This is a genomic window from Bradyrhizobium sp. USDA 4501, from assembly GCF_054062115.1.
On record NZ_JBSSEX010000001.1, the window covers coordinates 6,066,102 to 6,084,152 of the forward strand.

16 protein-coding genes and 1 pseudogene are annotated in these 18,051 nt (G+C 64.3%); 8 read left to right on the top strand and 9 right to left on the bottom strand.

The annotated features are described in order from the left end of the window. Nucleotides 1–229 precede the first annotated feature (229 nt). Together ACVWZM_RS27910 and ACVWZM_RS27915 are read left to right on the top strand one after the other, a co-directional pair. Complete coding sequence (locus ACVWZM_RS27910) at nt 230–1,495, top strand: ROK family protein (protein ID WP_057017427.1); 1,266 nt, start codon at nt 230–232, stop codon at nt 1,493–1,495. Nucleotides 1,496–1,575: 80 nt separating this feature from the next. Beyond that, nucleotides 1,576–2,334 (top strand): SDR family NAD(P)-dependent oxidoreductase, encoded by a 759-nt coding sequence (locus ACVWZM_RS27915; protein WP_057017428.1) that lies wholly within the window; start codon nt 1,576–1,578, stop codon nt 2,332–2,334. Here ACVWZM_RS27915 and ACVWZM_RS27920 read toward each other — a convergent pair. The 3 genes from ACVWZM_RS27920 to ACVWZM_RS27930 form a co-directional block, all read right to left on the bottom strand. Next, entirely contained in the window at nt 2,331–3,152 is an 822-nt protein-coding gene (locus ACVWZM_RS27920) for a MetQ/NlpA family ABC transporter substrate-binding protein (RefSeq protein ID WP_057017429.1), read from the bottom strand. The two genes, ACVWZM_RS27915 and ACVWZM_RS27920, sit on opposite strands and share 4 nt — an antisense overlap. Before the next feature lie 71 nt (nt 3,153–3,223). Continuing rightward, on the bottom strand, nt 3,224–4,564 hold the full coding sequence (locus ACVWZM_RS27925; RefSeq protein WP_057017430.1) for an LLM class flavin-dependent oxidoreductase: 1,341 nt from the start codon (nt 4,562–4,564) through the stop codon (nt 3,224–3,226). A 27-nt stretch (nt 4,565–4,591) separates the two neighbouring features. Next, nucleotides 4,592–5,416: a class I SAM-dependent methyltransferase gene (locus tag ACVWZM_RS27930; RefSeq protein WP_057017431.1), complete on the bottom strand. Its 825-nt coding sequence runs from the start codon at nt 5,414–5,416 to the stop codon at nt 4,592–4,594. Between the two features lie 388 nt (nt 5,417–5,804). Here ACVWZM_RS27930 and ACVWZM_RS27935 point away from each other — a divergent pair, with 388 nt between their 5' ends. From ACVWZM_RS27935 to ACVWZM_RS27955, 5 genes are all read left to right on the top strand, one after another. Beyond that, nucleotides 5,805–7,241 (top strand): FAD-dependent oxidoreductase, encoded by a 1,437-nt coding sequence (locus tag ACVWZM_RS27935; protein WP_456855364.1) that lies wholly within the window; start codon nt 5,805–5,807, stop codon nt 7,239–7,241. Nucleotides 7,242–7,338: 97 nt separating this feature from the next. Continuing rightward, nucleotides 7,339–8,268, top strand: a complete 930-nt coding sequence (locus ACVWZM_RS27940; RefSeq protein WP_057017482.1) for a TauD/TfdA dioxygenase family protein — start codon at nt 7,339–7,341, stop codon at nt 8,266–8,268. A gap of 25 nt (nt 8,269–8,293) precedes the next feature. Next, nucleotides 8,294–9,349, top strand: coding sequence for an ABC transporter substrate-binding protein (locus tag ACVWZM_RS27945; protein WP_076826947.1), 1,056 nt, complete (start codon nt 8,294–8,296; stop codon nt 9,347–9,349). Continuing rightward, nucleotides 9,346–10,212, top strand: a complete 867-nt coding sequence (locus ACVWZM_RS27950) for an ABC transporter ATP-binding protein (protein ID WP_456855365.1) — start codon at nt 9,346–9,348, stop codon at nt 10,210–10,212. Before ACVWZM_RS27945 ends, ACVWZM_RS27950 begins: the two co-directional genes overlap by 4 nt. Next, nucleotides 10,205–11,074, top strand: a complete 870-nt coding sequence (locus tag ACVWZM_RS27955) for an ABC transporter permease (protein ID WP_200844439.1) — start codon at nt 10,205–10,207, stop codon at nt 11,072–11,074. The genes ACVWZM_RS27950 and ACVWZM_RS27955 overlap by 8 nt, the downstream gene beginning before the upstream one ends. Before the next feature lie 12 nt (nt 11,075–11,086). On the opposite strand, the gene epsC is transcribed toward ACVWZM_RS27955, so the two are convergent. The 6 genes and pseudogenes from epsC to ACVWZM_RS27985 all read right to left on the bottom strand — a co-directional run bounded on the left by epsC (nt 11,087) and on the right by ACVWZM_RS27985 (nt 16,536). After that, a complete protein-coding gene (gene epsC, locus ACVWZM_RS27960; RefSeq protein WP_057017436.1) occupies nt 11,087–12,040 on the bottom strand; it encodes a serine O-acetyltransferase EpsC in 954 nt (317 codons plus the stop codon). 19 nt (nt 12,041–12,059) lie between these two features. Next, nucleotides 12,060–12,632, bottom strand: coding sequence for a flavin reductase family protein (locus ACVWZM_RS27965; RefSeq protein ID WP_057017437.1), 573 nt, complete (start codon nt 12,630–12,632; stop codon nt 12,060–12,062). Nucleotides 12,633–12,770: 138 nt separating this feature from the next. Beyond that, nucleotides 12,771–14,001: pseudogene (locus tag ACVWZM_RS27970) on the bottom strand (acyl-CoA dehydrogenase family protein). Nucleotides 14,002–14,043: 42 nt separating this feature from the next. After that, nucleotides 14,044–15,048, bottom strand: a complete 1,005-nt coding sequence (locus ACVWZM_RS27975; RefSeq protein WP_456855366.1) for an NrtA/SsuA/CpmA family ABC transporter substrate-binding protein — start codon at nt 15,046–15,048, stop codon at nt 14,044–14,046. Between the two features lie 10 nt (nt 15,049–15,058). Beyond that, the gene (locus tag ACVWZM_RS27980; RefSeq protein ID WP_076826951.1) at nt 15,059–15,784 is read right to left on the bottom strand and encodes an ABC transporter ATP-binding protein; all 726 of its coding nucleotides are present in this window, start codon (nt 15,782–15,784) and stop codon (nt 15,059–15,061) included. After that, a complete protein-coding gene (locus ACVWZM_RS27985) occupies nt 15,781–16,536 on the bottom strand; it encodes an ABC transporter permease subunit (RefSeq protein ID WP_168855414.1) in 756 nt (251 codons plus the stop codon). The genes ACVWZM_RS27980 and ACVWZM_RS27985 overlap by 4 nt, the downstream gene beginning before the upstream one ends. 419 nt (nt 16,537–16,955) lie before the next feature. On the opposite strand from ACVWZM_RS27985, the gene ACVWZM_RS27990 reads away from it, so the two are divergent. Then, the gene (locus ACVWZM_RS27990) at nt 16,956–18,047 is read left to right on the top strand and encodes an LLM class flavin-dependent oxidoreductase (protein ID WP_253638788.1); all 1,092 of its coding nucleotides are present in this window, start codon (nt 16,956–16,958) and stop codon (nt 18,045–18,047) included. Nucleotides 18,048–18,051 lie beyond the last annotated feature (4 nt).

Genomic DNA, 18,051 nt, shown 5'->3' on the forward strand with positions numbered 1-18,051 from the left:
GTCGACACCCCCGGTGAGGGGATTTCACGCCCGGCGCTTTTTACGCCTTATTTTATTCACGTAACTAATAAATTAGCGCGACAAAATGTCCAGTCAAGGATGATCATGATCACGCCTTCGGCCAATAATAGTATGGAAGTGATGTTTTTCAGTCGCTATCCGCGCTTTTTGACCCACAAACGAGTAGCCTGCGTTGAATAATTTCATCAAGCGAATTAAAAAGCGCAATATGAACGAACAGCCCGAGCCGTTGAGACGTGCTTCGAGCCTGGCCCGCGGATCGAACCCCGGCCGTCTCGTCGAGGTACTGCGACGCCAGGGGCCGTTGCCGCGGGTCGAGCTCGCACGCAGCACGGGCCTGAGCTTCCCCGCCATTTCGGCCATCACGTCGAAGCTGATGGCGGAGGACCTGCTGTGCGAAGCCGAGACAGATGCGGCGACGCTGTGGCCCGACGACGCCGACGAAGAGGACGCGGATGGTGGCCGTCGCCGCGGCCGGCCGGCAGTCCTGCTGACCCTGAATCCCGAATTTGGCCGCATCATCGCGGTCTCGCTGCGCATGAATCTGGTCGAGACACTGATCGCCGATTTCAGCGGCTCCGCCCTGGCGCAATCGCGACTTGAACTCGCGACGCGCGCGCTCGATGCAAGCGCATTATGCGAGCTCGTGATCGCACAGATCGACGCCATGCTTGAGGCGACCGCCACGCCGCGACATCGCTTGCTCGGAATCGGAATGGCGCTGCAGGGCATCGTCGACGGCGATACCGGCCGGCATCTGTGGAGCCCGGCGCTGTCGATCACCGACGTCGATCTTGCCAACCCGATCCGCCAGGCGTTCGGTGTCGAGGTCGTGATGGCGAACGACGCGGTCGCGGTCGCGCTGTCCCTCGCTGCCGCCGAACCCGCACTGGCGCAGGGCCTCACGGCCACGATCATGGTGGGCCACGGCGTCGGCATGGGCATCATTGTCGACGGTGAAGCGCGCTGGGGTGCCGGCGCGGGCAGTGAGATCGGTCATGTCAAATTGGCGCTGAACGGCCCGCAATGCCGCTGCGGTCAGCGCGGCTGCATCGAGGCCCATCTTGCCGACTATGCGCTTTACCGCGATGCCCGCACCTTTCTCGACTTGCCGCCCGCGGCGTCGCAGCAACCGTCCGAGGCGCAGATGGCTCTGTTGCGCGATCGGGCACGGAGCGGCGATTCCCGTCTCGAGCACTTGTTCCAGCAGGCGGGTCACGCGCTTGCCGAAGCGGTCGCCACGACGATATCGGTGCTGCGCCCGCATCATGTCATCCTCGCAGGTCCCGGCCTGCAGGCATTCGACATGATGCGCAGTGTCTATGAGGAGAGGCTCGACCAGGCGGTGCTGCCGTGGCTGCTCAAGTCCACGGCAATATACGTGCGTCCAAGCGAGTCGGCGACCATCGTCGACGGCATGGTGCGGCGGACGCTGCGGGTCGTGGACCGCAGCCTCATGGAGACTACCGAGTGACCTCGGAATCTGTGGCCCCTTTGCCTGAGCCGCAGCAACGCAATCGACGCCCTTCAGGCGCCAAAATCGAGAGGATGCCAATGCAGGGCGCCATCTATCCAAGTCTCAAGGACCGGACCGTACTGGTCACCGGCGGCGGTTCCGGCATCGGCGAGGCGATCGTCCGCCGGTTCATCGGCCAGGGCGCGCGGGTCGGATTCATCGATATCGATCTGACGTCGTCGGAGCAGCTACTGTCCGATCTCGGGGCACAAGCCCGCGTGCACTTCGAACATGCCGATCTGCGCGACATCGGCGCGCTGCGGCGCGCGGTCGCCGGCATCCGCGAGGCGCTCGGGCCGGTCACCATCCTGGTCAACAATGCGGCCCGCGATGATCGTCACGCGATCGAGGACGTCACACCGGAATTCTGGGACGAGCGGATCGCCGTCAACCTGAAGCACCAGTTCTTCAGCGCTCAGGCGGTCGCGCCGGACATGAAGCAGGCAGGGGGCGGTTCGATCGTCAACATCGGCTCGGTGAGCTGGGTGATCGGCCAGGGCAACATGCCCTGCTACACAACGGCCAAATCAGCCGTTCAGGGCCTCACCCGGGCGCTAGCCCGCGATCTCGGGCCGCACAACATACGGGTCAATTCCATCCTGCCCGGATGGATCATGACCCAGCGGCAGCAGGATCTGTGGTTGACGTCTGAAGGCGTGGCCGAGCTGATGCAGCGCCAATGCCTCAAGCGCAAGCTCGTGCCTGATGATATCGCCCGCGTCGTGCTGTTCTTCGCCGCCGATGACAGCGGTGCTTGCACCAACCAGAGCCACATCGTCGATGGTGGCTGGGTCTAGCGCTTCAGGTAATCCGGCAAGGTAAACCCGTCATAGAAGCGGTCGGACAGGATCGTGGTCTTGAACGTCTGTGATTTGTAGCCGGCGACGATGTCCTGCGCCCACGGCGAGCCCGCATTGGCCTGCTTCACCGCGACCACATTGATATAGGGCGTCGTCATCTTCTCCAGGGCGAATGCATTGGTCAGCTTCAAGCCGCTGTAGATCGCGAAGTTGCCCTGGATGGCGGCGAAATCAACGTCATCGAGCGCGCGCGGCGCCTGTGCCGCTTCCAGCGGCACGATCTTGATGCCGCCGGGGTTCTTGATCACGTCGAGTTCGCTGACATCGACCGGCTTGGAGTCGCGAATCTCGACGAGGCCGAGATCGCGCAGGATCCAGAGCGCACGCTGCAGATTGACGGGATCGTTGGGTACGGCCACGGTCGAGCCGGGCTTGATCGGCGAGCCGACCGGGTGCTTCTTCGAGTAAAGCCCCATCGGGGGTGTCGGGACGTGGACGATGCCGACGAGGTCGGTTTGCTGCCGTTCGTTGTACGAGTTCAGGAAGATCGTGTGCTGCATGACGTTGGCGTCGATCTCGCCCTTGAACACCGCGTTATTGGCTTCCAGCCCGGTCGAAAACTCGACATAGCGGACACGGTAGCCCTTCTTCTCGAGTTCCGGCGCGACGCCAACCTTGAATTCGTCGATGTAGGGGCCCGGCACGAAGCCGACTTTCAGATCGGATTTGGCTGATGTCTCCGCGTGCAGGGCGGCGCCGGTAAGGGCACCGACAATGAGCAGGGTCGAAACGAGCAGGACGCGCGCAGTGGTCATTGAACTCTCAAATCCTTAGGCTGTGGGCAAATAGCGATCCGGCCGACGCGGGGTCGGCGGTTTCGATCACGTCAGGCGATCGCCTTGATCGATCCGGAAAACACGCTTTGCGGCCGGCTCAGTCCGAAATGGTCGCGCAGCGTCGTGCCGCTGTACTCGCCGCGGAACAGGCCGCGCTTGCGCAGGATCGGCACGACCTGCTCGGCGAAGATATCGAACCCGCCGGGTAGCCAGGGCGGCATCACGTTGAAGCCGTCGGCCGCGCCATTGTCGAACCAAGTCTGGATGTTGTCGGCGATCTTCTCCGGCGGGCCCGCGATCACCCAGTGGCCGCGCGCCCCGGCGAGACGCTGCACGAGCTGGCGGATGGTCGGCTGCTCGCGATCGACGATGTCGACCACGAGCTTGAAACGGCTGGCGACCCCGCGGGCGCTGCCGGTGTCGATCAGGTGGCGCGGAAAGGGACCGTCGAGGTCGAAGCCGGAGAGGTCGAGCCCGATCATCTGGCGAAGTTGGGTCAACGAGTATTCCGGCTGGATCAGCTCGTTAAACTCGTCCTGCAACAGGTCGGCTTCGGCCTGCGTGCTAGCGATGAACGGACTGATGCCCGGCAGGATCCTGACCTGATCGGGGCTGCGGTCGAACGCGCGTGCCTGCCGCTTGATGTCCGCATAAAACTCCTGGGCGCTCGCCAGCGTCTGATGCGCGGTGAAGATCGCTTCGGCATAGCGCGCGGCAAAGGCGCGTCCGTCATCAGACGAACCCGCCTGGACATAGACCGGCCGTCCCTGCGGCGTCCGCGAGATGTTGAGCGGGCCGCGTACCCGGAAGTGCTTTCCGACGTGATCGATCGGATGGATCTTTCCCGTATCGGCGAAAATGCCGGACGCGGGGTCGTTCACCACGGCGTCGTCTTCCCAGCTGTCCCACAGCCGCGTGATGACATCGATATATTCCCGCGCCCGCTCGTAGCGTTCGTGGTGAGGTGGATGCTCGGGCAAGCCAAAGTTCTGCGCCGCCTGTGCCGTGCTGGTCGTGACGATGTTCCAGCCGGCCCGGCCGCCGCTGAGGTGATCGAGTGACGCGAACAGGCGGGCCAGATTATAAGGCTCGGTATAGGTCGTCGACGCGGTCGCGATCAGGCCGATCCGTTTCGTGGCGACGGCGATCGCGGCCAGCCAGGTGATCGGCTCGAACCGGAAGCGTTGTGCGTAGCGAACATTGTCGGCGAGCGCGGGGCCGTCGGCGAAGAAGATCGCGTCGAATTTCTGCGCCTCGGCACGCTGCGCCAGCTCCTGGTAATAGCTGACGTCAAGGATGCGATCCGCCGCAGACCCCTGGTAGCGCCACGCCGCCTCGTGATGGCCGCCGGGATAAATAAAGAGGTTAAGGGAAAGCTGTCGTTTGCTCATCTCGGATCTCGTGAGTTTTGCTGATTATTATTGGTGGGACGGCGCCTTGTGCGCAAACGCGAAGCGCAGGTAGCGCTCCAGCTTCAAACCTTCGGGCGTGCGCTGTTCTTCGACAAGGCGCGCGAAGGTGCGGCGCACCAGTTCGCGCTCGTGAGGGGTGAACGCTTCGAGGAAATTTCCGAATGCGCTCGCTTCCGACCACTGCAGCAGCGATGCCGCATCGTCGTGGATATCGATCAGCGCGCGCAGCTCGCTGCGGTAGCCGGCGAAGCCGTGTGCCGCGAACAGCGATTTGAGCTCCTCGTCGGTCGATCCGAGCACCGGGTTCGAGTCCTGGCGATCGCCGGCAAGACCCGCCTCGATGATGGCGCGACGAAGCAGCAGGCGCGACTGGTGCGGCCTGGACGGATCCTGCACATTCAATCCGAGGCGGCCGCCGGGCTTGAGCACGCGCCGGACCTCCCGCAGCGCGCGATCCTTGTCGGAGATCCAATGGAAGACGCTATTGAGATAGACCGCGTCGAACTGCGCGTCGTCGAAGCGCGACAGTTCTTCGGCGCGCCCGGTGGCGAACTGGAGGTTATCCCCCTGCCGAAGGCGCGCAATTTCGATGCGGCCGGCAAGTGGATCGATACCGATCACGCGGCCGTCCGGACCGACCAGTCCGGCGACGAATTCCGCAAGCCGGCCGGTTCCCGTCCCGATGTCGAGCACGTGCTCGCCGGTCTTGATGGCGAGCGGCCCGATCAGGAACTTGCCGTGGCGAAATTGAACGAGTCCCGCTTCATCATAGGAGCGGGCGAGCTCCGGGGTATCGTGTTCAAGGCTGATGTTGCCGGCAGTTCGCGGCATTTCGAGAGATCCATCGTTGCTCGCCGCGCGTCGACGTCAGGCGCGTGCGCTGCGTCAGACTCTATGTCGGCGGCGGTGAAATGAATTTGCGTTGTTGCACGGCAAGCGAGCATGAACGTGACGAGTTCGTCGTTCACCGGAGATGACTGCGATCGCGCCGATCCCGGCGACGTATGATTTGGGAAGTTCTCCCGATCGATCGCGCCGATCCCGCACGTCGCAATGCACATGAGATGATCGGTCAGGCGGCGATCATCGCAAATATTTCAATGCCCGCGTTGTCCACGACGCGAACATTGCCTGCTATCAAAAACAAAGCTGGTTTCGTTTCATTGACTGAATGTCGATCGCTTTTACGATTTGTAACGTCAAAGCGAGGTGGTCATTCATGCCGCAATCCGATCCCGACAGCGTCGCCCGCGAGGCCCTCCGGCTGATCGGGGTCGACCCACAGAACTGGGTGCCTGATCGCGACGGAATCGATCACAACGTCGTCGTGGTCGGCGGTGGCCAGTCCGGCGCGGCCTTCGCGTTTGCGTTTCGGCGCGCCGGGATCGGCAAGGTCTCGGTGATCGACGCCGCCGCCGACGCCAGCAAGGCCGGCGTGTGGCTGACGAGCGCGCGAATGCACAAGCTTCGCACTCCGAAGACGCTTCCAGGTCCGGAGCTCGGTCTGCCCGGTCTCGGTTTCCAAGCATGGTATGAAACGCGCCATGGCGCGGCGGCCTTCGACGCGCTCGATCGGATTCCGCGGCTCGACTGGGCGGCCTATCTCGACTGGTATCGCCGCGTGACCGGCGCCGGCATTCGTTACGGTACGCGGCTGCTCCGCATCGAGCCCGCAGCCGATCATTTGCGGTTACATCTGGAGCGGAGCGGGGTCACGACCATCGAGACCACGCGCAAGCTGGTGCTCGCAACCGGCTTTGCGGGTAGCGGGGGCGCTTATGTCCCCAACGCGCTGCGGGTCCTGCCGAAACGATTCCGTGCGCATACTTCGGAGAAGATCGATTTCAGGATGCTGCGTGGTCTCTCCGTTGCGGTGGTCGGGAGTGCTGCGTCGGCCTTCGATGCGGCGGCTGCAGCCCTTGAGGCCGGAGCGCGCGATGTTCATCTGTTTGCGCGCCGGGAAACCTTGGCCGCGTTGCCGGTCATTCGGATCCGCGGTTATCCGGGAGCCTATGACAATTATGGCAGCCTGCCCGACGGGGTGCGCTGGCATCAGGCGGTCCGGTTCAGGCAGGCTGGGTGGACCCCGCCGCCGGATGCGATTTCGCGCGCGGTAGCCTTCCCCAATTTTCATCTGCACCTGGGCGCGTCGTGGACCTCGGCGCAATTGAAGGGGTTGCGGCCGGTCGCCATCACTCCGCAGGGCGAGTTCGCGTTCGATTTCGCGATTGCGGGAACTGGCTATTCCGTCGATCTGGGCGCGCAGTCAGAGCTCGGCGATTTCGCCGACGAAATCCTGCTGTGGCGAGATCGCTTCGTGCCGCCTGACGACGAAAAGGACGATCGCCTGGCGGCCTATCCTTATCTCGGGTCCGGGCACGAGTATCTGGAGAAAGTTCCGGGCCGCGCGCCGTATCTGAAGGACATTCACGTCTTCAACCCGGCAGCATTTGTCAGCTTCGGCCTGCCGATCGGCGACGTTCCAAGCTTCAAGCGCGACATTCCGGGGATCACGGCCAGGGTCAGCCGCGATCTGTTCCTGGCCGACCTTGCATCTCACGAGGCGCGCATCAACGGAGAGATCGCGGAGGATTTCACCGCCGAACTCTATGCACCGGCTGTCTGGCGACCGCCGCAGCCCGTCGCGGCGGAATAGCGAGGATCGCGACCACATCATTGATCTCCGCCGTCGTTTCCGCGACCGGCGCATGGCGGAACTTTGTCCAGGGGATCGCGGCGACGAGACCAACATCATGAGCAACACGACCACTATCGACAACGTCATTCCGCGCGCCGACATCGTCAAGCGTGCCGCCCGGCTTGGTGCCGAGATCAAGAATGTGAAGTTGTCGGGCGACCTTCCCGACGCGGTCATCCGTGCCGTCAACCAGGTGCTGCTCGAGCACAAGGTGATCTTCTTTCGTGACCAGGGGCACCTCGACGACGCCGAGCAGGAGCGCTTCGCGGTCAGGCTCGGCAAACTGGTGCCGCATCCGACCATCGGCCCGAGCAAAGGCACGTCGTCGATCCTCGAACTGGATTCGGGGCGTGGTGGCGGCCGCGCGGACCAATGGCATACCGACGTCACCTTCGTCGACGCCTATCCGAAGATCTCGGTGCTGCGCGGCGTGGTAATCCCGCCCTATGGCGGTGACACCGTCTGGTCGAACACGGCGGCCGCCTATCTCGATCTGCCTGTGCCGTTGCGCAAGCTCGCCGACGAGCTCTGGACGGTTCATAGCAATGCCTATGATTACGCGGTGAAGTCTCGCGCCACCGACGCCGACAGAAAGCATTTTGACGAGGTATTCACCGGGACGATCTATGAGACCGAGCATCCGGTCGTGCGCGTCCATCCCGAAACGGGCGAGCACACGCTGGTGCTCGGCAATTTCGTCCAGCGCTTTGTCGGCCTGCCGAAATATGACGGCCAGAAGCTGTTCGATCTGTTCCAGTCCCACATCACGGCTCCGGAGAATACCGTGCGCTGGAGCTGGCGGGCCGGAGACGTCGCGATCTGGGACAATCGCGCGACCCAGCACTACGCCGTCAATGACTACGGCGATCAGCATCGTGTGGTGCGCCGCGCCACCATCGACGGCGAGGTTCCGGTCAGCGTCGACGGCCGCCACAGCGTGACGCGGATCAAATCGCCGAAGCCGCAAGCGGCGAAGGCAGCCTGAGCATGTCGCCTATTGGAGCAACACAATGAATGCCATCATTCGAATTCTGCGCGCGCGGCGAGCCGCTGCGCGCCGGGCGGCGCGATTGCTGCTGGCCGGCGTCTTTGCGTTGGGCCTGATCGCTTCGGCCTTCGCCGAGCCACCGCTCGATAAGACCGAGATCCGTTATCAAGGCTGGGCCGGGCAGGTGACGTTCACCGAGCTCGCCGAGGACCTCGGCTACCTCGCGCCGCTCAAGCTCAAATGGGTCGGCAACACCATCAGCGGGCCGCAGGACATTCAGACCGTCGTCACCGGCGACATCGACGTCGGCGGCGCTTTCTATGGTGCGATCATCAAGCTGATCGCGGCCAAGGCGCCGATCAAGGCGGTGGTCGGCTACTACGGTTCCGACTCCAATACCTACTACGGCTACTTTGTGAAGGACGACAGTCCGATCAAGACGGCCCGCGACCTGATCGGCAAGAAGGTCGCGGTCAATACGCTTGGCGCTCATCTGGAGTTCGTGCTGCGTGAGTATCTGGCGCGCAACGGCCTTAGCGCCGGCGAGGCCAAGCAGGTGACATTGGTGGCGGTCCCACCCGTCACCGGCGAGCAGGCGCTGCGGCAAGGGCAGGTCGAGGTGAGCGCGCTCAGCGGCGTGTTGCGCGACAAGGCGCTGGAGCGTGGCGGGATCCGCTCGCTCTTCAACGATACCGATCTGTTCGGACAGTTCACCGGCGGTGCCTATGTGCTGCGGGAGAAGTTCATCAAGGACAATCCGAACACCGCCCGCAAGCTGGTTGAGGGGATCTCGCGCGCCATCCAGTGGGCGCAGACGACGCCGCCCGATGAAGTGCGGGCCCGCTTCGACCGGATCATTGCCGAGCGCAAGCGCAACGAGGATGCCTCCTCGATCAAGTACTGGAAGAGCACCGGCGTCGCGTCCAAGGGCGGCGTGATCTCGGATGCCGAGCTGCAGGTCTGGGTCGACTGGCTGGTCAAGGATGGCCTGCTCAAACCGGGCCAGATCAAGGCCTCGGACACCTACACCAACGAGTTCAACTATTTCCGTCCCGGAAAGACGGCGGAGGCGCGATGACGTCGGTCAAGATCAGCTTTGACAAGGTCCGCAAGGAGTTCGTCACGCGAGGCGAAGGGGGCCGGCCGGCGGGCTATTTCACCGCGCTCGAGGACATCACGTTTGACGTCCGCGCCGGCGAATTCCTCGCCCTGGTCGGTCCAAGCGGTTGCGGCAAGTCGACATTGCTCGATCTGCTCGGCGGGCTCGCGACGCCGACCAGCGGCCGCATTCTGCTCGACGGCCGGCCGATCGTCGGACCCGGACGCGACCGCGGCGTCGTGTTCCAGCAGTACGCGCTGTTTCCGTGGCGCACGGCCGCGCAGAATGTGGAGTTCGGGCTCGATATCGCCGGCCTCAAGCCGAAACAACGCGGTGAGATCGCGCGGCACTTCCTCGACTTGGTCGGGTTATCGGGTTTTGCTGACCGTTATCCGCATGAACTCTCCGGCGGCATGAAGCAGCGCGTCGCGATCGCGCGCAGCCTTGCCTATGATCCGGAGGTGCTGCTGATGGACGAGCCGTTCGCTGCGCTCGATGCCCAGACGCGCGAAGCGTTGCAGGGCGAGCTGCTGCGGATCTGGCGGGCCACCGACAAGACCATCATCTTCATCACCCACGGCATCGACGAGGCGGTCGTGCTCGGTCAGCGCGTGGCGGTCATGACGTCCCGTCCGGGGCGGATCAAGGAGATTGTCGACATCCCCGCGGCCTTGCGCAGCGAAGCCGAGGATGTGCGCTCGCTGCCGGAATTCGGCCGCGTGCGCCATGAGATCTGGAGCCTGCTCCGCGAGGAAGTGCAGAAAGCGCAGCTGGGGCAATCGGCGGGCAGGGTCAGCGCAGGCCGTGTCGAGCGTGAAGTAAAGGAAGTCGCTCATGTCTAGCCTGGAGATGCTGACATTGCTGGAGCTCGCGCATGGACGGCGAGACGAGCAAGCGGTGGCGGCGCGGTCACCGCTAGTGAGCGCGGTCCGCGCCGCGACCCGCGGTCTGGTAGCTTTCGGACGCCGCTCCCTGCTGCTGATCGCCCTTCTGGCGATCTGGGAGGCCGCGCCGAGGCTCGGCTTGATCGACGCGGTGTTTCTGCCGCCATTCTTTGATGTCATCGCCGCAGGCTGGCAGCTCGCGCAAACCGGCGAGCTCTATGACGACGCCTCCGCGAGCCTGCTCCGCGCCCTGAGCGGGTTTCTGGTGTCGGTCGTGTTGTTCGTCCCGCTCGGGCTGGCCGTCGGCTGGTACACAAGGCTCGGCGATCTGCTGAACCAGTTCATCGAGATTTGCCGCAATACCGCGCCGCTCGCGCTGTTGCCGGCGTTCATCCTGCTGCTTGGCATCGGCGAGCTCTCGAAGGTCACGATGGTGGTCTATAGCTGCGCATGGCCGCTCCTGCTCAACACCATCGCCGCGGTGAAGCAGGTCGATCCGCTCTTGATCAAGTCGGCGCGGACCATGGGCGCGACCCCGCAGCAGCTGTTCCGCAAGGTGATCCTTCCGGCGGCGCTTCCGACGATCTTTGTCGGCATTCGCCTCGCCAGTGCGTCAGCCATGCTGGTGCTGGTCGCATCCGAGATGGTCGGCGCCAAGGCCGGTCTCGGCTATCTCATCATCAACAGCCAGTACAGCTTCCTGATCCCGCAGATGTATTTCGGCATAATCGGGATCACCGTGATCGGGTTGGCATTCAATGCGGTCCTGGAGGCGTTGGAACGGCGCTTGATGCGATGGAAGGCACAGGTTGCGGCGTGATGAGATCGTGGTTCAGGCGCCGCTCGGGCTGTTTCGTGCGGTGGCCTGCGTCACAATGCTGTTCGGCGGCACGTCCTTGGTCAGCCAGACGTTGCCGCCGATGGTCGACCCGCGGCCGATCGTGATCCGGCCGAGTATGGTTGCGCCGGCGTAGATCACGACGTCATCCTCGACGATCGGATGGCGGGCGTCGCCCTTGATCACATGGCCCTCGTCGTCGGTCGGGAAATGCCGCGCGCCGAGCGTGACCGCCTGATAGATCCGGACGTTGTTGCCGATGATGGCGGTTTCGCCGATCACGACGCCGGTTCCGTGATCGATGAAGAATCCGGAGCCGATCCGGGCGCCGGGATGGATATCGATGCCGGTCCTTGTGTGGGCGATCTCCGACATCAGGCGAGCCACCAGCCGCGCGCCGATCTGGTAGAGCAGATGCGCAAGGCGATGGTGGATGATGGCGGTCATCCCCGGATAGCCGATCAGGATCTCGGGAAAATTCTGCGCCGCCGGATCTCCAACGAATGCCGCCCGCAGATCGTTGATCAGAAGTCCGCGGACCGACGGCAGTTGGGTCGCGAATGCGCGTGTCAGCTCGATCGCCTCTTCGTGCCCAAAGCCCGGCTCCAGCTCGTCGCCAACGAACAGCGCGCTGCGATGGATCTGCGCGCTGAGCGAATCCAATGCTGTGCTCAGCGTATTGCCGACGAAATAGTCGATGTTCTCGCCGTCGAGGTCCGATTGGCCGTAGTGGCGCGGAAACAGCGCCTCGGTGAGGCCGTCGAGGATCGCCTCCAGCGCGTCCCGCGAGGGCGCGCGGCGTGCCTCGCCGTCGCGCCGGATGCTATGGGTCTCCTCGCGGGAGGTGCGCAGCTCGGCCACGATCCGGTCGAGCTGCCAGCGGCCCGGTGGTCTGCTGACCGCGCCGGCCGTTGACGGAGGCGATGCTGGCGGCAATTCGCGTTTCATGCTGCACCCTTTCTCTGTTCTAACGGACATGCGCCAGAGGAATGCTGACTTCGGCCAATAGGTCGAGATCGGCCTCGTGATCGATCTGGACATACTGTCCATTCCAGTAAGTGAGGCCGGACAGCCGATGCGACAATTCCATGCTGGCGAGGCGGCCCACGATGATGCCATGGGAATGCCGCTCGATGATCTCCTCGACCTGGCATTCGATCATCGCAAGCGACCGCTGCAGCAACGGCACGCCCGAGGCTCCATGGGTCCAATCGGTGCCCTCGAAGCGTTCCCTGCCTTTCAGCCGGCCATTGCTGAAGCGCTCGGCCAGGGCCTGCTGGTCGGAGCCGAGGATGTTGACGCCGAACAGCCGATGGCGGGCGATCGGTGCGAAGGACGATGCCTGCCGGTTGATGCTGACCAGCAGCCGGGGTGGGCTGGCGCTGAGCGACGTCAGCGAGGTCACCGTCATGCCGGTGATGTCCTCACCCTGTCCTGCGGTGATGATGCAAACGCCGCCCGGGAGGCGGCGCATGACAAGGCGAAATTGACGCTCGATCTCGTGGTCGGCGTCCACAAGATGAATATCCGGCTTGCTCATCGGGATTCTCCCTTGCTTTGCCTCGCCGGATTGGACCTCGCCAGAGCGTTTTCGAGCGAAGTGGATACCGGTTCGCGTGAAGAAAACGCATCAAAACAACAATCCAGAGCTCCGTTCCGATTCGATCGGAGTGGGGCTCTAGAAGAAGCCCTTGGCGGGTAGCGGCGTGCCGCTGATCTCGTATTGTCCGATCGAGCGCGCCTTGAAGGTGTTTGGATTGTGCGACGCCAGGGTGCGCGCGTTGCGCCAGTGGCGGTCGAAATTGGTCGCCTTCTTGGTGGCCGATGCACCGCCGACGTCGAACAGCAGGCTGCCGCTCCGGATCGCGAAATCGTCCGCAACGATCTTGGCCTTGGCCGACAGCAGCGCGGCCTTGTGCGCGGCCTCGACGGCGTTTTCGTCGCCTGCATCGAAAGCGTCGGTGGCGGCATGGAGCGCCTCCGCGGCCGCAAGCACCACGGTCTCGGCGGCGAATGCGCCGCTGGCGATCTGGCCGACGGTCTGTTGCAGCAGCGGGTCGTCCACTGGCACCTCACTCGGCGCGTAATAGAACGTCCGCTTGCGGGTCCGCACCAGGGCGCTGGCGTCGCGCAGCACGGCGCGCGCGATGCCGGCATTGATCGCAGTCAGGAACAGCTGGGCAAATGTGTTGGAGTAGGGAATGCCGTAGCCGGTATCCGGTGCATCGAACACGACCTCCTGGCGCTTGACGCGCACGTTGCGAGAAGTGGGTGGTGCCGGTCGCCGTCAGCCGCTGCCCGAGACCGTCCCAGTCGTCGATCAGCTCAATGCCCTCGCGGTTCACCGGAATCAGCACGGCAGCATTGGCGGCGGATGTGTCGGCGGTGCGAACGAGGACGTAGTCCGAATACAGTGTGCCGGTGCTATAGTATTTCGTGCCGTTGAGCAGGTAGTCGTCGCCGTCGGCAGTGAGTGTCGTGTTCGGCGTGACATTGCCGACCTTCGGCGTGTCGAGCTCGGTCGCCGCGAGCCCGATGATCGCGCCGTCGGCAACTGCCTTCTGCCACTGCCTGTGCTGATCGTCCTTCGGCCGGCGCACCAGGCGTTCGACGACGCTGAAATGGTTGCGCAGGATATGCGCGACATTGGCGTCGGCCTCACCGAGACCGATGACGATCTCGAACAATGCGCGAATCGACAGGCCGGCGCCGCCGGCTTCGATCGGAAGCCGCAACGCGCCGAGGCGGGCCTTGCGAATGAGATCGACTTGCGCGAACGGCAGGACGCGCTCGCGTTCGCGGTCGGCGGCGCCTTCCGCGATGCGGCCGAGCAGCGCGTCGATATCGGGTGCGCGGCTGTGAAGGCGGTCGGAAGGCTCCAGCGAGGTGGCGGACAGAGGCTTGTTCATTGGTATCACCCAAATGGCGTTGATTGATATGACTGCTACTGATCAGAGCTGGGCCAGGTGGTCGGTGACTTTGATCGGCTCCGGGAGCACCTTGCGCGCGACCAGCCAGTCGGCGGCCCTTTGCAGCTCGGCGAGGAAGTTTTCGTCGTTGGCGGCGAAGTAGCGATACTGCCGGTTCAGCGCGATGAACTGGTCGCGGACCTGGTCGCTGTACTTGCCGGCCTTCTGCGCGATGTATTCGGCATCCTTGCTGTTCGCGGAGATCCACTTGCCTTCGGCGCGGAAGGCATCGTTGACGGCCCGGACCAGCGCAGGATTGTCGGTCGCAAATTTTCGGGTGGTCAGGTAGGACGTGTAGTCGATCTGGAACTCGAGATCGCGACCTTCCAGGAAGATGTCGTGCGCCTTGTATTCGAGCCGCGCGATATCGACGCCCGGGCTCCACATCGACCAGGCGTCGACCTTCCCGGAGGCCAGCGCCGGCGCTGCGTCCGGCGGATTGAGATAGACGAACGTCACCTTGGAGCGGTCGACCTTGTGCTTCTCGAGCGCGGCAACCAGCAGGAATTCGCCGAGACCCGAACGGTTCACCGCCACCGACTTGCCGACGAGATCCTCGACCTTGTTTATGCCAGAGTCATCCCGCGCGATGATCGCCGTGGTGCGCGGCTCGTAGACCACGAATTGGTTGAATACCAGCGGCGAGCCGGCGATGATCGCGGCGAGTGCCGGCGTCGTGCTGCCGCCGAAGCTGAAATCGGCGCTACCGCCGGTCACAGCCTGCAGCGTCGGCGCATGATTGGGGAACGGCCCGAGCCACTCGACCTTGATGCCGTCCCTGGCCAGCAGCTTCTCGAACTCGCCGCGCTCCTTGGCGATCAGATTGAGGCCGCTCAAACCCCAGGTCAGACGCACCGTGTCGGTGACGCGGCCGGTCGCCGCATGCGCCGGCTCGGACAGGTCAAAGCCGGCAAGCGCGCCGATGCCGAAGGCGGCGCCGCCAAGGAAGCTGCGACGGGTGGGGTTGGTGAACCGGGGGATAGACATTGAGTGGTCCTCAGGCAGGAATGGGGTGAGAGGTGTCGACGCCGAGCTCCGCCAGCAGGTCGGTGCGGGCGATCGGCGCTGCGCCGTTACGTTTCATGGGATGCTCGAACGCGATCCGGCCCTCGCGCATCACCAGGATGCGGTCGGCGAGCGCGATCGCCTCGTCGACGTCGTGGGTGACCAGGAGCACGCCGGGTCGATGGACGGCGACCAGCTCGCGCACCAGATCGTGCATGCGAATGCGAGTCAGCGCATCGAGCGCTGCGAACGGCTCGTCGAGCAAGAGCAACTCGGGCTCCTGCACCAGCGCGCGCGCCAGCGCCACGCGCTGCGCCTGTCCGCCCGAGAGGTTGCGCGGCCAGTCATCGAGACGGCCGCCGAGTCCGACCTCGGTGAGCGCGGTGGCGGCGCGCTGACGGGCGTCGCTCGCATTGAGGCCGAGCGAGACGTTGCGCCACAGACTGTCCCACGGCAGCAGCCGGTGCTCCTGGAAAACGACGGCCGGCCGCCGTGGTGCCGTGATGCGCCCGCCGTCGATCGCATCGAGGCCGGCCAGCGCCCGCAGCAGCGTGGTCTTGCCGCAGCCGCTTTCGCCGAGCAGGACGACGAACTCGCCGCGCTCGATGCGCAGGTTGAGGTTCTCGATCACCACGCGACTGCCATAGGCGCGATGCAGTCCGGTCACCACGACGGCCGGCGCAATCGCGGCCGGTGAGGGCACGGCGTGCAGCGTCATCGCGCGCTTCCATAGTTCGGATGCCAGGCCAATAGCCGCCGCTCCAGGGCGCGCGCGATGCCGTCGGCGGCGACGCCGATCAGCGCATAGATCACGATCGTCAGCACGATCACGTCGGTGCGCAGGAACTCGCGCGCATCCATGGCGAGAAAGCCGATGCCGGACTGGGCGCCGATGGTCTCCGCGACCACCAGTGCCAGCCACGCGGTCGCCAGCGCATAGCGCACACCGGTCAGGATCGAGGGCAGGGCGCCGGGCAGGATGACGCGCCGGATCAGCTCGAGTGTCCCGAGGCCCTGGACGCGGCCGAGCTCGAGCAGCTTCGGGTCGACCTGCCGGATACCCAGCGTGGTGTTGATGTAGATCGGGAAGGCGACGCCGAGCGCGACCAGGAAGACCTTCTGGGCTTCGCCGACGCCGAGCCAGACGATCACCAGCGGCAGCGCGGCGAGAAACGGGATCGCGCGGATCATCTGGATGCTGCGGTCGATGGCAGCCTCCGCGATCCGCGAGAAGCCCACGAGGATGCCGAGCGCGAATCCGACGCTGCCGCCGATCGCAAAACCGGCCGTTGCGCGCAGCAGGCTGACGCCGAGATCGTTCAGCAGGCTTCCGGACGTCGCCAGCTTGAATGCCGTCCGGACGACCTTGCTCGGTGCCGGCAGCACCTGCGGCGAGAGCCAGCCGGCCTGCGCCAGCAATTCCCAGACGATCAGAAGCACGACCGGGGCGAGCCACGACAGCAGCAGCATGCCGCGCCGGCCGATCTCTACTCGTGGCTTCCGGGACGGCGATGCCGTTTGAACGCTGCGCGGCGTTGAATCAAACGCGATCGATGACGCAGCCTGTTCGAGGTTGCTCAAGTCTGTTCTGTCCTCGTCTAACATTGCGCGCGAGCATCATTGATCGCGCGCGGCATGGTTCGCCGTTCTCTCGATGAACGGCGCGTCGCCGCACGAAAGAAGGCGTTGTTCATGTCGCGCAAACTGTCCCACGAATTTTCTCGAACAGAAATAGAGCCGTATTCCAATTGTCGCTGCGTCCGGAGTTTTCTGGTTTATCGGCGCGCGCGGCGCGGCAAGGAAAATCTTTTGATGCGCCGCTGCTTGATCTGTCGCCGAGCTTCTTTGAAAACACGCCGACGTAACGTCAGGGAAATCGGAGAGACGGCATGTCGACACGACCGCTTCGCTTTGGCATCTGGGCGCTGGTCCATGGTTCGCGCGCGGCCTATCAGGATCCGGAGGAGCCGTATGACGCATCGTGGGAGCGCAATCGCGACCTCGTGCTTGCCGCCGAGGCACTGGGCTACGATTCCACGCTGATCGCGCAGCACACCATCAATCCGCATCGGGAGGATTTCGATCAGCTCGAGGCCTGGAGCGCGGCGGCGGCCGTTGCGGCATTGACCAGCCGGATCGAGATCATCGCGGCCATCAAGCCCTATCTCTATCATCCGGTGGTTCTCGCCAAGCTCGCGCTCGGGATCGAGAACATCAGCCGCGGACGCTTCGCGATCAACCTGGTCAATGCCTGGAACCGGCCCGAACTCGACAAGGCCGGCATCGGCTTTGCCGAGCACGATGCCCGTTACGCCTATGGCCGCGAGTGGATCACGATTGTCTCGCGCCTGATGCAGGGCGAGCGGTTGACCTACAAGGGCGAGCATTTCGACGTCCGCGATTATCTGTTGCGGCCGACGAGCCTCTACCGACCGCGACCCTTGATCTATGTCGGCGGCGAATCCGAGCCGGCGCGCGCTTTGGTCGCCGACCACGGCGACGTCTGGTTCATCAATGGTCAGCCGCTCGAGGATGTCGCGGGCCTCATTGCCGACGTGGCGGCGCGGCCGCGGACGTCGGTGCCGCTTCGCTTCGGGCTGTCCGCCTTCGTCATCGCGCGCCAGACGCAGGCCGAGGCCCAGGCCGCCTATGAGCGGCTGCTTGAGCTGTCGCGGAAGGACGCCTCGATAAAGGTGATCCAGCGACAGAACACCGACCCGAAGGTCGTGATGATGCAGACCATGCAGAAGTCGGAGCGGATCGGCAGCAACGGCGGCACCGCTGCCGGGCTGGTCGGCAGCTATGATGACGTGGCCGCCCGAGTCGGGGCGTTCCATGCCGCAGGCATCGAGTTGTTCATGCTGCAGTTCCAGCCTTTCGAGGCCGAGATGGAGCGCTTTGCGAAGGAGATCATCCCGCGCGTCCGCGCAGCGTCATCTGCTGCGAATGACACCCCACCACTGCTGGCGAGCTCGCGGTAACTGC

Excerpts from the sequence above, each read along its gene's own strand:
- ACVWZM_RS27910 (WP_057017427.1), top strand. The coding sequence starts at position 230 with ATGAACGAACAGCCCGAGCCGTTGAGACGTGCTTCGAGCCTGGCCCGC.
- ACVWZM_RS27915 (WP_057017428.1), top strand. The coding sequence starts at position 1,576 with ATGCAGGGCGCCATCTATCCAAGTCTCAAGGACCGGACCGTACTGGTC.
- ACVWZM_RS27920 (WP_057017429.1), bottom strand. The coding sequence starts at position 3,152 with ATGACCACTGCGCGCGTCCTGCTCGTTTCGACCCTGCTCATTGTCGGT.
- ACVWZM_RS27925 (WP_057017430.1), bottom strand. The coding sequence starts at position 4,564 with ATGAGCAAACGACAGCTTTCCCTTAACCTCTTTATTTATCCCGGCGGC.
- ACVWZM_RS27930 (WP_057017431.1), bottom strand. The coding sequence starts at position 5,416 with ATGCCGCGAACTGCCGGCAACATCAGCCTTGAACACGATACCCCGGAG.
- ACVWZM_RS27935 (WP_456855364.1), top strand. The coding sequence starts at position 5,805 with ATGCCGCAATCCGATCCCGACAGCGTCGCCCGCGAGGCCCTCCGGCTG.
- ACVWZM_RS27940 (WP_057017482.1), top strand. The coding sequence starts at position 7,339 with ATGAGCAACACGACCACTATCGACAACGTCATTCCGCGCGCCGACATC.
- ACVWZM_RS27945 (WP_076826947.1), top strand. The coding sequence starts at position 8,294 with ATGAATGCCATCATTCGAATTCTGCGCGCGCGGCGAGCCGCTGCGCGC.
- ACVWZM_RS27950 (WP_456855365.1), top strand. The coding sequence starts at position 9,346 with ATGACGTCGGTCAAGATCAGCTTTGACAAGGTCCGCAAGGAGTTCGTC.
- ACVWZM_RS27955 (WP_200844439.1), top strand. The coding sequence starts at position 10,205 with ATGTCTAGCCTGGAGATGCTGACATTGCTGGAGCTCGCGCATGGACGG.
- epsC (WP_057017436.1), bottom strand. The coding sequence starts at position 12,040 with ATGAAACGCGAATTGCCGCCAGCATCGCCTCCGTCAACGGCCGGCGCG.
- ACVWZM_RS27965 (WP_057017437.1), bottom strand. The coding sequence starts at position 12,632 with ATGAGCAAGCCGGATATTCATCTTGTGGACGCCGACCACGAGATCGAG.
- ACVWZM_RS27975 (WP_456855366.1), bottom strand. The coding sequence starts at position 15,048 with ATGTCTATCCCCCGGTTCACCAACCCCACCCGTCGCAGCTTCCTTGGC.
- ACVWZM_RS27980 (WP_076826951.1), bottom strand. The coding sequence starts at position 15,784 with ATGACGCTGCACGCCGTGCCCTCACCGGCCGCGATTGCGCCGGCCGTC.
- ACVWZM_RS27985 (WP_168855414.1), bottom strand. The coding sequence starts at position 16,536 with ATGCTGCTGCTGTCGTGGCTCGCCCCGGTCGTGCTTCTGATCGTCTGG.
- ACVWZM_RS27990 (WP_253638788.1), top strand. The coding sequence starts at position 16,956 with ATGTCGACACGACCGCTTCGCTTTGGCATCTGGGCGCTGGTCCATGGT.